The sequence below is a fragment of the Cryptosporangium minutisporangium genome (assembly GCF_039536245.1).
Classification (GTDB): Bacteria; Actinomycetota; Actinomycetes; order Mycobacteriales; family Cryptosporangiaceae; genus Cryptosporangium; species Cryptosporangium minutisporangium.
Window position 1 is genome coordinate 219,418 of record NZ_BAAAYN010000001.1, and the last position, 11,987, is coordinate 231,404.

The window sequence follows — 11,987 nt, forward strand, 5'->3', positions numbered from 1 at the left end:
GCCGNGCCGTCGCCGTGCCGCCCCCGGCGCTCCGGAAGTATTCCTTGACACGAATATTCTTTGCAATGAATACTTCTACCCATGGATCGGATCGCCTCAGCACTCGGAGATGCCGCACGGTGGCGCATCGTGGAGCTCCTCGCCGAGCGGCCCCGATCCGTCGGTGAGCTGGCCGAGCTGACCGGCTCGCGCCAACCGCAGACCACCAAGCACCTCCAGACGCTCGCCCGCGCCGGCCTCGTCGCCGTCTATCCGCTCGGACAGCGCCGCGTGTACGCGATCGAAACCGCACCGCTGGCGGCTCTCGGCGAGCGGCTGCGCGAACTGGTCGCGGCCGGCGACGCGCACGAGGGCGAGCGAGACGTCATCGCGCGGTACCGCGCCGCCGTCGAGGCCGAGACCGCGGCCGCGGACCGGGATCGGTGGGCCGACGGTCGGGAGTTCACGTACGAACGCGCGCTGGCCGCCCCCCGCGACGTCGTCTGGCAGCACTGGGTCGACCCGGCACTGCTGGCGTCCTGGTGGGCGCCGCCGCCGATGACCGTCACCGACTGCCTGCTCGAACCACTTGCTGGCGGGCGGGCCGTCCTGGAGTACCGCGATGCGGACGGGCAGTACCGCTCCGAGGGCACCGTCTCCGCCGCAGCGGAGCCCGGCCATCTCGCATTCGACCTCTCGGTACTGGACGCCTCGGGAGCGGTCTCCTTCACCGGCCACTACGACCTGACGCTCGCCACCACCCCGGGCGGCACCCACCTGCGACTCGGCCTGCGGATCACCGAGACGACCGTCGACGCCGTCCCGTACATCGCCGGCATCGAAACCGGCTGGGGCCAGGTGCTCGACCAACTCGCCGACGCCGTCCGCGCGTCCGCACCCACGGAGGAGAGGAACCCCCACTGATGAGCTCGTCGACCGACCGCACAGTGACCGCGAACCTGAACCTGACCCTGGACGGGCGCTACCACGGCCCCGGCGGACCCGGTGATCTCGGCGCGATCGTCCGGTACGCGACCACCGAGGTCGCGCGGAACCACCTCACCCGCATCTACGAAACCGCGACGACGGCGCTGCTCGGCCGGCTCAACGCCGAGGGATTCCTCGGCTACTGGCCCACGGTCGCCGACGACGAGAACGCCGATCCGCGTGATCGCGGCTACGCGAAGTGGCTGGTCGACGCCGAGAAGGTGGTGCTCTCGACGACGCTGACCGAGGCGCCGTGGGAGCGCACCCGGGTGGTGAACGCCCCCATCGCGGACGTCGTCGCCGAGTTGAAGGCCACCGGGCAGGGCGACATCCTCGTCAACTGCAGCGCGAGCCTCATCAAGCCGCTGCTCTCCGCCGACCTCCTCGACCGGCTGTACCTCATGGTCACCCCGGAGATCGTCGGCGGCGGGCCGCGCCTGTTCGAGGACGGTCTGCCCGCGTCCACCTGGACGATCACCCACCAGGAGACCGGTGAGCTGGGCGAGATCGCGATGGTCTACGACCGCGCGCGCTGACTGCCCCGGTCGGGTTCCGCGAACGACCGGAAGTCCTCGAACGGCGGCTCGAACGACGGAGCGGGCAGGCGCACCGCCCGGCAGCGGGGCACGACCTCGGCAGCGAGGTCGGGGCNTCGGCAGCGAGGTCGTCGCCGACGGCACGAGACGTGCCGTCGGCGAAGGCTCCCGGAACCACCGACCAGCCCAGGTTTCGCTCGTAGTAGCGCACCGCGGAGCGCACGGACGGTGTCCAGTCGTCGTCGAGCACGATCAGACCGCCGGGCCGCACGATCTTGCGCAGGTAGTACAGGTCGACGAACACCTCGTGGAAGCGGTGGCTGCCGTCCACGAACGCCGCCTCGGCGACGACGCCCTCCTCGACGAGCCGGGGCAGCGCGCTCGACGAGGGCTCGGCGACGAGCCCGGCGATCGAGTCCAGCCCCGCCGAGCGGAGCAGGTCCCAGCCGACACCGGCGAACGCCTCCTGCTGGTACGGATCGATGACGACGTGGCGCGCGTGCGGTGAACCGACGGTCACCAGGGCTTCCCCGATCGCCAGGGCGGAGCTGCCGTACGCGAGGCCCACCTCCACGACCGTCCGGACGCCCTCGCGGATCAACAGGTCACGGAGCAGGTCGCAGTCGCGTCCGGGGAGGGCGACGATCTCGAAGTCCCGATCGCGATCCCTGGTCCGGGGTGGTCCCTCGCGCGCGAGCTCGCGCCGTACCGCGCGGATCCTCTCCAGCCGGTGATCGGTCGTCATGGCCCGAGTTCCTCCTTGATCTCAACCGCGGTTGAAGTTTTAGCGTTCTCGGTATGAGCACAGCAGACGACATCGAAGCCATCCAGCAGCTGATCGCCACTGTCGAACACGCGCAGAACAACGAACTTCCGGACGAGTTCCTCGCCCTGTTCCGGTCCGACGCGATCTGGACGACCGGCGGCGGCAAGCGTCTCTTCGGCCTGAGCGAGATCGCGGCGTTCACCCGCCAGGTGCTGCCCGGCGGGATGCAGGGCCAGTCGGTGACGTTCGAGCTGGAGCACCTACTGTTCATCCGTCCCGACGTCGCCGCGGTCAAACTGCGCCAGATCTACCAGACTCCGGACGGGCCGGACATCGGCACCCCGCTCTGGGTGATGGCGAAGGAAGACGGCCGGTGGCTGTTGACCGCCTGCCAGAACGGCGCAGCGCCCGAGGACGAACTGGCGTCGGCGGCCGGTGGCCGACCGATCTTCAACCCCGCGAACTAGACCCCGCGCTCTCCGCCGCGAGTCGCGCGACCACACTGTCCTCCCCCGCGAAGATGCTGCCGCCGCCGCGGACGACGTCGATGATCAGCTGGGTGATCCGGGGCTTGTCGGCCTCGACCAAACCGATCCACTCCGCCGGGGCGTCCGTGTCGGGATCGACCCGGGCGCTCCAGGCGGCGATCTCCAGCAGGATCGGGATCAGCGCGAGCCCGGTCTCGGTGAGGCGGTAGCTCATCTTGCGGGCGTCACCGGCGTCGGGCAGTCGGGAGAGGACGTCGCGCTGCTCCAGGTAGGCCAACCGGGCACTGAGGACGCTCGGCGCGATCCGCTCCTCGGACGCCGAGAACTCGGAGAACGTCCGCTTGCCGAAGTACACGATGTCCCGGACCACGAGCAACGACCACGGATCCCCGAAGGCCTCGAGCCCGAAGTTGATCGGACAGTGGGACTTGCCGGTCGATCGCTTCACGCTGACACCTTGACGTCGCTCTTCGCAAAGGCCTAGCTTGCAGATCACTATCATAATCATAGTGATTGGGAGCAGCGGTGGCCGTCACCCCCGACCCGACCCTCACCGTGGCCGCGCGCCGGACCCTCCCCGCGCCGGTGGACGCGGTCTGGGCAGCGTTCACCGAACCCGACCTCGTCCGCCGCTGGTGGGGGCCGACGGGCTTCAGCTGCCCGGTCGCCCGGATGGACGTCCGGGTGGGTGGCGCGTCCCTGCTGACGATGCGCGCCCCGGCCGAGTACGGCGGTGGCGACACCTCCAACACCTGGACGTACAGCGTCGTCGAACGCCCGACGCGGCTGGAGTACGTGATGCGCTTCGCGGATCCGGACGGGACGACGATCAGCCCGGCCGACGCCGGGATCCCGCCGGGCGTTCCGGACGCCGTGCCGCACGTCGCCACGTTCACCCCGGAGCCGGACGGCGGCACCACCCTGACCATCACCGAGTTCGGCTACACCGACGAGCAGGCCCGGACCATGTCGCAGGTCGGCCTCGACCAGTGCCTGGACAAGCTGGAGGCGATCTTCGCCGGTGCGTGACCCGCCGGGGTCGAATCCCCGGCGGGTTCCCGGTCACTTCTTCACGCGGTACCACAGGCTGGTGGCGTGCGGCGTCTCGTGCACGCGCGGACGCTCCAGCCGGTAGTCGGCGCCGCCCGGGTGGCTGAACAGCCGGACGCCGTCCCCGAGCAGGATCGGCGCGATGAAGACGAGCACCTCGTCCAGCTCGCCGGCTTCCAGGCACTGCCGGGCGACGTCGGCGCCGATGACGCACGCGTATCCGTCGCCGGCCGCGGCCCTCGACTCGGCGATCGCCGTGGCGAGATCACCGACGAACGTGACGTCCTCCACCGGCTCGGGGTGCGGCCGGTGCGTCAGGACGAACTGTGGGCCCTTCCAGGCACCGCCGAACGGACCCTCCTGGTCGGTGCCCGCGTTCGGGTCGTTGCCCCAGAACGTGCGGGCGCCGATCAGACACGACCCGACGTTCGCCACCAGTTCGTCGGCGACGGGGTCGGGCCCGAAGAAGTCCGTCAGCCAGGACATGTCGTCGTTCGGGCCGGCGATGAAACCGTCGAGCGACATCGTCGCGCCGTAGAGCAGCTTTCCCATGGCGGGGAACCTCCGGGGAGATCAGCGGATGAACCGACCCCCGTTGAGACGGCGGTTCGCCGGAAAACTCATCGGTCGATCTCCAGCGGCAACCCGAACACCTCGAACAGCGCCGGGCCGTGGAACGCGGTCATCTCGGCGATGGCCCCGTCCTCGACCTGCATCACCCCGAGGCCGAACGCCCGGAAGACGGTGTCCCCCGGCTGCCGGGTCCAGGTCGCCACCGCCGGCTGCCGGTTCGCCCCGATCTGCCGCGCCGCGAACTCCCCCACGTAGTCCGGCGAGTCCGGGTTCCAGCTGGTGGCGAGCGCGTGCCGCACCGCCTCCCGGCCCCGGAACCACAGCGGCCACGGCGGCATGGTGGCGCGCACGTCCTCGGCCAGCAGATCGGCCACCGCGTGGAAATCGGCGCGCCGGACGGCGTCCAGATAGCGGTTGAGCAGTTGTTGTTCGACCGCGGTCGGTACGACGGCTGCGCGCCAGTCCGACCGGCGTTCCGGCAGGTGCTCCCGCAGCGTGGTGCGGGCGCGCTGCAGCGCGCTGTTCACGGCGGGGACGCTCAGGTCGAGCGCGGCGGCGGTCTCGGACGCCGGCCAGCCGTGGACGTCGCGGAGGATCAACGCGGCGCGCTGCCGGGGCGGGAGGAACTGGAGCGCGGCGAGGTACGCCAGCTCGATCGTTTCGCGTTCGACCACCAGCGCATCGGGCCCGGCGTCGGCGGGGGCCACCAGCTCGGCGTCGGGGAACGGCTCCAGCCAGGGGACGTCGCTGGGCGGCGGCAGGGCGGCCGTCGGCTCCGAGGGGCCGGCCAGGTGGTGCGGCAGGACCCGGCGTGGCTTGCCGTCGAGCCAGTCCAGGCAGGCGTTGGTGGCGATCCGGTACAGCCAGGCGCGGACCGACGAGCGGCCCTGGAATCCGGAGAGGCCCTTCCACGCACGGAGGAACGTCTCCTGCACGAGGTCCTCGGCGTCGGTGTAGGAGCCGACCATGCGGTAGCAGTGCACGCGCAGCTCACGGTGGTGCTGTTCGACCGCGGCGGCGAACGAGGTCTCGTCGAGCGGCAGGGATGGCGGCACGCGGCACAGTCTGCCAGCCCCGTGCGCGGCCGAGGTTGGGCACGCGCCCGATCTCGCCGCGAACCGCCGCGCGGCTGCAGTCGGCGCTGGCACCCTGCGGAGCATGGGTGTGATCCGGCGGGCTCTGGCGGCGCTGCTCTTGGTCGTCGCGTTGTGTGCGGTGGGCAGCCCGGCGCGGGCGCAGACGCACTACACCGGCACGCTGCCGAGCGGCGCGACGTGGGTGGCGGACGTTCCGGCCGACTGGAACGGGACGATGATCCTGTACAGCCACGGCTTCGGGCCGCTGGTCGCGCAGAACGCGCCGAACGACGAAACCCGCACCGCGCTGCTCGCCGAAGGCTACGGGCTCGTTGGTTCGTCGTACTCCGGGCCGTCGCTGTGGGCACTGGAGAACGCCGTGGACGACCAGTTCGGAGCGCTCACGGCGATCTCGTCCCTGGTCGGGGAGCCTCGGCGGACGATCGCCTGGGGAACGTCGATGGGCGGCCTGGTCAGCGCGCTCGAGGCCGAGCGCGGCAGCGGCCGGATCGACGGAAGCCTCACGACCTGCGGGCTGGTCGGCGGGGCGTTGAACCTGAACAACTATCAGCTGGACGGCGAGTGGGCGCTCTCGAGGCTGCTCGGCGTTCCGGTGCCGCTGGTGAACTACCCGTCCGAGGCCTCGGCGGTCGCGGCCGCTTCGGCGCTGAGTGCAGCGATCACGTCGGCGCAGGCGACCCCGGCCGGACGGGCCCGGGTCGCGCTGGCCGCGGCGCTGATCAACACGCCCGGATGGTTCACCGGAGCGGCACCGCCGACGTCCTACTCGGAGCAGCAGGCTCAGCAGGCCGCCGAACTCAGCCAGTTCGTGCTCCGGTTCGTGATGCCGGGCCGCGTCCAAATCGAGCTGGCCGCCGGTGGGAACAGCGCCTACAACGTCGGCGTGAACTACGCCGCGCTACTGCACCACAGCGTGCGGGCGCCGCAGGTGCGGGCGCTCTACCGCTCGGCCGGGCTGGACCTCCGCGCCGACCTCAAGACGCTGACCCGGGACGCGTCGGTGACCGCCGATCCGCGCGCGGTGGCGTCGCTGCGCCGGACCTCGGTGCCGACCGGGCTTCTCCGGGTGCCGGAGCTGACCATTCACACGGTCGCCGACCAGCTCATCCCGGTCGAGCACGAGAACTGGTACCGGAGCGTGGTCACCCGGGCCGGTCGCGCCGGGCTGCTGCGGCAGGGGTACGTGCGGACGACCGGCCACTGCGCGTTCCGTACTGCGGAGACCGTGGGGGCGCTGCGGGTGTTGGAGCGGCGGATCGTTTCGGGGAAGTGGGGGCCGGTGAACGCGTCCACACTGAACACCGCAGCCGGGGGTACGGGGCGGTACGTCGATTTCAGTCCTCCGCCGTTGGTGGGCGCGCGCCGGTGAGGCCCGCTCGAGGCGATGCACGTTCGCGTCCGTCCCAGGGGACGCGAACGTGCATCGCTCACGGTGACGGGCGCGCGGCTGCGGTGACGAGTTCGTCCAGGACGTCCGGGTCGACGGCGTCCAGACGCTTGATGTAGACGCAGCCCTTGCCGACGGCGTGCGGGCCGAGCCGGGCCAGCAGCGCCTCCTTTTCCGGGAAGCCCGCGCCCAGGTAGAGCGTCGTCGCGGCCTTGCGCGGCGAGAACCCCAGGACGAACCAGTCGACCTCGCGGCGGCTGGCGTACTTCAGGCGAACCCGGCCGAAGCCGACGATACTTCCGCCCCACATCGCGCCCGAGTCGCCGGTGACCCGGGCCATCAGGTCACGGACCGCTACCGCGTCGGCGCGACGGCGCTCATCCGGTACCGCGGCCAGGAACTCGTCGACGCTCGCATCGGTGCGGGCGGTCTTCAACGTCGCCATCCGGAGCCTCCTTCGGGTGGGCCCAGCATCCTCCGCAGGCGGATTTTCGGGAAGCCCGCCTCCCGGCGGGGCGGATTCCTTCGGTCGCGGCAACGCCCCATCGCGGAGGCCCTGTCGGGTGGGCACCCGCCCGAAACGGCACCGAGACCAGGGGCGAGTTCTGGCTGACGCGCTGTCGGTGGGCTGGTTGTCGCCGTTTCCGGGTGCCGGCCCGGATGGTTGTGACGCTTCCCGTGCCATGGGACGGAATACATGACAACCACTGCGCGCGCCGCCCCGAAAGCGCGACACCCACCCGGCGCGCCGCCCGGAAGCGCGACACCCATCTCACCCTCCGCCCGGACAGCGCGACAACCACCCGCTACGCGGCCGGGTCAGCCGGTGGCGCGGGCCAGGCGGTTGCGGCGGTGGGCCGCCATTCGCACCGGGGCGTCGGCCCAGCCGTACCCGTCGTACCCGTCGACCCGCTGCACCAGCAGCAGGAACAGCCTTCCGCCGAGGAGCTCGGTCCCGACCTGCAGGTAGACGCCGCCGTCCGGGTGGTCGACGGTGTGCAGCACGCCGAGTTCCCGGTACGCCGCCAGCCGGTCCGGCGGCAGCTCCAGCCGGGAGCCGAGGTCGTCGTAGTAGTTGTCGGGGATCGCGAGCAGCGGCGCACCGGCCGCGCGTGCCGCCCGAGCGGTGGCCAGCACGTCGTCGGTGGCGAACGCGACGTACTGCGGGTCGGCGACGGCCGGGGCCCAGTCGCCGCGCCGTAGCCGGGCGACGGTCAGCGCCAGCCGGACGGTCCGGGCGTCGTCGGTGAGCGCCCGGCCCCGGATCAGCCCGAACGGCGCGGCGAACTCCCCCGCGCTGACCGGCGTCAACCCGAGCACCGAGCGGTAGAACAGCGCCGCCTCGTCGAAGTGGTCGAACGGCTCGGACAGGCCGACGTGGTCGATGCCGGTGATCCCGAAGCCGTCGCCAGCGGTCTCCCCGGTCGGAACGAAGTCGCTGCTCCAGCCGCCGGGGCCGCTCGCGCCGGTGCGGCAGAAGAACAGCGGGGTGCCGTCCGGGGCGCCGACGGCCGCGAGGTCGGCCTCGGCCGGGCCGCGTTCCCGCGGAAGCAGCGGCGCCAGCAGGCGCTGCGCCCGGCGGGCCGCGGCCGGTGGGTCGGCGGACTCCACCGCGAGCGCGCCCAGGGCCGCCGCTCCGCCGCGACTTCCGGCGTTGATCAGGACGCGGGCCCGGCCCTGCTCCCAGCGCTCCACGGGCTTGGTGCGGTGGCGCCCGGTGCGGACGAAACCGAGCGAGTCGAGCACCTCGGCGAGCTGGTCGGCCTCGGTTGGTTCCGCGGTGAGCTCCACGAACGCGTGCCCGGCGAGTGGCGGAGCGGGCGCCGCGACCGGGTCGACGACGACAGCACGGCGCGCCGCGCCCAGGCCGGCACCGGTCGGGGCGACACCGGCCAGGGCAGCGCCGGCCCCGGCCGCGCCGGTCGGGGCGGCGTCGGCCGCGCCGGTCGGGGCGGCGTCGGCGAGTGCGGTGGCCTCCGCGAGGGCGAGCAGGCTTCGCCGGGCGTCGACCGCCGTCGGCACCGGATCGGCCTGCCGGAACACGTCGTTGAAGACCTCGAGCGACAGCGGCCCCGCGTACCCGGCGGCCAGCACCGGACGCAGGAACGCCGGAAGGTCGAACGCGCCCTGCCCGGGAAAGAGCCGATGGTGCCGGCTCCACTGCAGGACGTCCATCGACAGGTGGGGCGCGTCCGCGAGCTGCAGGAAGAACAGCTTCTCGCCGGGGATCTCCGCGATCGGCGCCGGGTCGGATCCGCGGGACAGGATGTGGAAGCTGTCCAGGCAGAGCCCGAGCGCCGGGTGGTCGGCGCGCGCGACGACGTCCCAGGAATGTTCGTACGTGTTGACGTGCGCACCCCAGGCCAGCGCCTCGTAGGCGATGCGCATGCCCCGCCGCCCCGCGCGCTCGGCGAGCGTCGCCAGTTGCTCGGCGAGCCGATCGTCGTCGGTGACCGCGTCCGGCGAGACCGACGAGCAGACCAGCACCGTGTCGGCGCCGAGCTCAGCCATCACGTCGAACTTGCGCTCGGCTCGGCGCAGGTTGGCGGCGAACCGGTCCGGATCGTTCGAATCCAGGTCGCGGAACGGCTGATACAGGTCGACCGACAGCCCCAGGTCCGCGCAACGGACGCGGACGTCTCCCGGGCGCATCGGCGCGGCGACCAGGTCCGGTTCGAAGATCTCGACGCCGTCGAACCCGGCATCGGACGCGGCGACCAGCTTGTCCTCCAGAGTGCCGGAGAGGCACACGGTCGCCAGCGCGGTGCGGAGATGGTCACGACGCATCGGGCGCTCCTCCGGTGTTCGAGCCGCCCGGAGCGTTCTCCGCCCGGATGAGTTCGTGCAGGTGCCGGACCATCCGGTCGGCGTCCGGCTCGATGCCGGTGAACAGCCGCATCGCCGCGACCGCCTGGTGCACGGCCATCGCGCCGCCGTCCAGCGTCGCGCAGCCGGCGGCCCGCGCCACCCGGAGCAGCTCGGTCTCGAGCGGCCGGTACACGATCTCGGCGACCCACAGCTCCGGACGGAGCAGGCGCGCCGGGAGCGGCAGCCCGGGGTGTTCGGCCATGCCGGTCGGCGTCGCGTGCACCAAGCCGTCCGCGTCCGCCAGCAGGTTCTCCAGCGCGTCGACGGGCGCGCCGGTGGTCCGGTCGGCGCCGAACCGGTCGGCGAGCTCACGTGCGCGGGCGACGTCCTGATCGACGACGTGCACCGTGCGCACGCCGAGCGACAGCAACGCGTACGCCGCCGCCGCACCGGCACCACCGGCGCCCAGCAGCACCACCCGGTCGCGGCGGACGTCCGGCAACCCGCTGATCAGGCCGTTGCGGAAGCCGGACCAGTCGGTGTTGTGCCCGGTCGTGCGCCCGTCCGGCTCGAAGACGACGGTGTTCACGGCGCCGATCTCGGCCGCGGCCCGGGACAGCTCGTCCAGGTGCGGGATCACCAGCTGCTTGCAGGGATGGGTGATGTTCAGGCCGCGGTACCCGGCGAGCCGGGCCTCGTCGACCAGGTCGCCGACCGCTTCCGGTGCCCGGTGCAGCTCGTCGAGGTCGAGCCGCCGGTACTCGTAGTCCAGCCCGAGGTGGGCGCCCTCCCGCTCGTGCAGGGCGGGTGAGAGCGACGGGCCGATCCCGGAGCCGATCAGTCCGACGACGACCTGGTCGGTTCCGCGCGAAGTCGTGGATGGGAGGGACACACGCGCTCCTCCGTCTTAATGTACTGGTTAGTTAGTTGTAGCTCACGTCCGCGCCGTTGGGAAGGGGTGCCCATAGCGCGACGCTCTAAGGTCGTAGTCGTTGAACGAAGGAGGACGCGTGACCGCTGCCCCGTCCGAAGACGTGACGCCGGAACGGCAACGCGATGCCGAGCGGACCCGCGCGGAGATCCTCGACGCCGCGACCGAGGAGTTCGCGAGCCGGGGATACGCCGGTGGCCGGGTGGACGAGATCGCCGCCAAGACCCGCACGACGAAGCGGATGATCTACTACTACTTCGGCTCCAAGCAGGGCCTCTATGTCGCCGTCCTGGAGCGGGCGTACGCCGGGATCCGCCGGCTCGAGCAGGCGCTGGACGTCGACCACCTCGACCCCGGGCGGGCCATGCGGGCGCTCGCCGAGCTGACGTTCGACCACCACCAGTCCCACCCGGCGTTCATCCGGCTGGTGAGCATCGAGAACATCCACCACGCCGAGCACCTGCGGACCTCACCGATCCTGCCCGGACTCGCGGCGCCCGCGGTCGACGTGCTGGGCGGCATCCTCGCGCGCGGCCGGGCCGCCGGCCTGTTCCGGGACGACGTCGACGCGCTCGACGTCCACATGATCATCAGTGCGTTCTGCGTGTTCCGGACCGCCAACCGGTACACGTTCGAGGCGATCTTCGGTCGCGACATGCTCGACGAGGAGCGCAGCGCGCACCACCGCCAGATGATCGGCGACCTGGTGCTCGAGTACCTCACCGCCCACGTGGGCCGAGCCTGACCCCGCAACGCCGTGACGACGGGCCATAGCCCGCCCACGCACCTGCAGCCGCGCACCTCGCCCGCGATCCCCGCCCACGAACCCGGCGCGCGAGTCCGCCAGCCCAAGCCCGCGAGCCCGAGCCCCGCGAGCCCCCGGCTTGCGGGCCCCGCACCCGTACGCACGCCCGTGCGAGCCCGCGAACCCCCGAGCCCGCGGGCGAGCTCCCAGCCTGCGGGCCCCGAGCGCCACCCGTCACCTGCCCCGGCCGTTGCGGGAAACCCGGCGCCCACAAAGCGACCCTCTTTCGGGCAGCACCTCTCGGGACGCCGAGGCCAATTTTCGGGAACCACCACACCGGAGGCCGCCGAAGGCCGGTCCGGGAAGCCACCTCGCCGGGCCGCGGAGGCCGACTTTCGGGAAGACCGCCGTACGAACACGGGCGCACCCAGCGGGCGTGCGCGCCAGCCAGCGAACACGCACACTGGCGGGTATCGGGCGCCTCACGGGCGTGGGCGTTTCCCAGGCGGACTGGCGGGCCCACGCGTCGCGGACGGCGCGCAACCGCAGCACGCGAGCCCACTAGCGCGGAAGCCCGGCGGTGCGCACCCAGCGACGCGAGGGCCCGGCGGCGCGGAGGCGCGGAGGCCCGGCGGCGCGG

13 protein-coding genes are annotated in these 11,987 nt (G+C 72.3%); 6 read left to right on the forward strand and 7 right to left on the reverse strand.

From position 1 onward, the window contains the following. Nucleotides 1-81 precede the first annotated feature (81 nt). Together ABEB28_RS01200 and ABEB28_RS01205 are read left to right on the forward strand one after the other, a co-directional pair. Nucleotides 82-903 carry a metalloregulator ArsR/SmtB family transcription factor gene (locus ABEB28_RS01200; protein ID WP_345726024.1) on the forward strand — a complete coding sequence of 274 codons (822 nt, stop codon included), beginning with the start codon at nucleotides 82-84 and terminating at the stop codon, nucleotides 901-903. Continuing rightward, a complete protein-coding gene (locus tag ABEB28_RS01205; protein ID WP_345726025.1) occupies nucleotides 903-1,502 on the forward strand; it encodes a dihydrofolate reductase family protein in 600 nt (199 codons plus the stop codon). Before ABEB28_RS01200 ends, ABEB28_RS01205 begins: the two co-directional genes overlap by 1 nt. Here ABEB28_RS01205 and ABEB28_RS01210 read toward each other — a convergent pair. Next, nucleotides 1,441-2,247 carry a class I SAM-dependent methyltransferase gene (locus tag ABEB28_RS01210; protein WP_345726026.1) on the reverse strand — a complete coding sequence of 269 codons (807 nt, stop codon included), beginning with the start codon at nucleotides 2,245-2,247 and terminating at the stop codon, nucleotides 1,441-1,443. The genes ABEB28_RS01205 and ABEB28_RS01210 overlap by 62 nt on opposite strands. A 53-nt stretch (nucleotides 2,248-2,300) precedes the next feature. On the opposite strand from ABEB28_RS01210, the gene ABEB28_RS01215 reads away from it, so the two are divergent. Next, nucleotides 2,301-2,735, forward strand: coding sequence for an SgcJ/EcaC family oxidoreductase (locus ABEB28_RS01215; protein WP_345726027.1), 435 nt, complete (start codon nucleotides 2,301-2,303; stop codon nucleotides 2,733-2,735). On the opposite strand, the gene ABEB28_RS01220 is transcribed toward ABEB28_RS01215, so the two are convergent. Then, complete coding sequence (locus tag ABEB28_RS01220; protein WP_345726028.1) at nucleotides 2,719-3,204, reverse strand: winged helix-turn-helix transcriptional regulator; 486 nt, start codon at nucleotides 3,202-3,204, stop codon at nucleotides 2,719-2,721. The two genes, ABEB28_RS01215 and ABEB28_RS01220, sit on opposite strands and share 17 nt — an antisense overlap. A gap of 77 nt (nucleotides 3,205-3,281) precedes the next feature. Between ABEB28_RS01220 and ABEB28_RS01225 the strand changes: the two genes are divergently transcribed. Then, nucleotides 3,282-3,785, forward strand: a complete 504-nt coding sequence (locus ABEB28_RS01225; RefSeq protein ID WP_345726029.1) for an SRPBCC family protein — start codon at nucleotides 3,282-3,284, stop codon at nucleotides 3,783-3,785. A 33-nt stretch (nucleotides 3,786-3,818) separates the two neighbouring features. Here ABEB28_RS01225 and ABEB28_RS01230 read toward each other — a convergent pair whose 3' ends face one another. Continuing rightward, nucleotides 3,819-4,358 (reverse strand): dihydrofolate reductase family protein, encoded by a 540-nt coding sequence (locus ABEB28_RS01230; protein WP_345726030.1) that lies wholly within the window; start codon nucleotides 4,356-4,358, stop codon nucleotides 3,819-3,821. Nucleotides 4,359-4,426: 68 nt separating this feature from the next. Then, on the reverse strand, nucleotides 4,427-5,434 hold the full coding sequence (locus ABEB28_RS01235) for an RNA polymerase subunit sigma-70 (RefSeq protein WP_345726031.1): 1,008 nt from the start codon (nucleotides 5,432-5,434) through the stop codon (nucleotides 4,427-4,429). A gap of 103 nt (nucleotides 5,435-5,537) precedes the next feature. Here ABEB28_RS01235 and ABEB28_RS01240 point away from each other — a divergent pair, with 103 nt between their 5' ends. Continuing rightward, nucleotides 5,538-6,845: an alpha/beta hydrolase gene (locus ABEB28_RS01240; RefSeq protein ID WP_345726032.1), complete on the forward strand. Its 1,308-nt coding sequence runs from the start codon at nucleotides 5,538-5,540 to the stop codon at nucleotides 6,843-6,845. A gap of 58 nt (nucleotides 6,846-6,903) precedes the next feature. On the opposite strand, the gene ABEB28_RS01245 is transcribed toward ABEB28_RS01240, so the two are convergent. The 3 genes from ABEB28_RS01245 to ABEB28_RS01255 all read right to left on the reverse strand — a co-directional run bounded on the left by ABEB28_RS01245 (nucleotide 6,904) and on the right by ABEB28_RS01255 (nucleotide 10,563). Next, complete coding sequence (locus ABEB28_RS01245; protein WP_345726033.1) at nucleotides 6,904-7,308, reverse strand: DUF1801 domain-containing protein; 405 nt, start codon at nucleotides 7,306-7,308, stop codon at nucleotides 6,904-6,906. A 374-nt stretch (nucleotides 7,309-7,682) separates the two neighbouring features. Then, nucleotides 7,683-9,650 carry a sugar phosphate isomerase/epimerase and 4-hydroxyphenylpyruvate domain-containing protein gene (locus tag ABEB28_RS01250; RefSeq protein ID WP_345726034.1) on the reverse strand — a complete coding sequence of 656 codons (1,968 nt, stop codon included), beginning with the start codon at nucleotides 9,648-9,650 and terminating at the stop codon, nucleotides 7,683-7,685. Continuing rightward, entirely contained in the window at nucleotides 9,640-10,563 is a 924-nt protein-coding gene (locus ABEB28_RS01255; RefSeq protein ID WP_345726035.1) for a shikimate dehydrogenase, read from the reverse strand. Before ABEB28_RS01255 ends, ABEB28_RS01250 begins: the two co-directional genes overlap by 11 nt. Before the next feature lie 118 nt (nucleotides 10,564-10,681). Here ABEB28_RS01255 and ABEB28_RS01260 point away from each other — a divergent pair, with 118 nt between their 5' ends. Next, nucleotides 10,682-11,347 carry a TetR/AcrR family transcriptional regulator gene (locus tag ABEB28_RS01260; protein ID WP_345726036.1) on the forward strand — a complete coding sequence of 222 codons (666 nt, stop codon included), beginning with the start codon at nucleotides 10,682-10,684 and terminating at the stop codon, nucleotides 11,345-11,347. Nucleotides 11,348-11,987: the final 640 nt, after the last annotated feature.

Coding starts and splice junctions, on each gene's coding strand:
- ABEB28_RS01200 (WP_345726024.1), top strand. CDS start 82: ATGGATCGGATCGCCTCAGCACTCGGAGATGCCGCACGGTGGCGCATC.
- ABEB28_RS01205 (WP_345726025.1), top strand. CDS start 903: ATGAGCTCGTCGACCGACCGCACAGTGACCGCGAACCTGAACCTGACC.
- ABEB28_RS01215 (WP_345726027.1), top strand. CDS start 2,301: ATGAGCACAGCAGACGACATCGAAGCCATCCAGCAGCTGATCGCCACT.
- ABEB28_RS01230 (WP_345726030.1), bottom strand. CDS start 4,358: ATGGGAAAGCTGCTCTACGGCGCGACGATGTCGCTCGACGGTTTCATC.
- ABEB28_RS01240 (WP_345726032.1), top strand. CDS start 5,538: ATGGGTGTGATCCGGCGGGCTCTGGCGGCGCTGCTCTTGGTCGTCGCG.
- ABEB28_RS01245 (WP_345726033.1), bottom strand. CDS start 7,308: ATGGCGACGTTGAAGACCGCCCGCACCGATGCGAGCGTCGACGAGTTC.
- ABEB28_RS01250 (WP_345726034.1), bottom strand. CDS start 9,650: ATGCGTCGTGACCATCTCCGCACCGCGCTGGCGACCGTGTGCCTCTCC.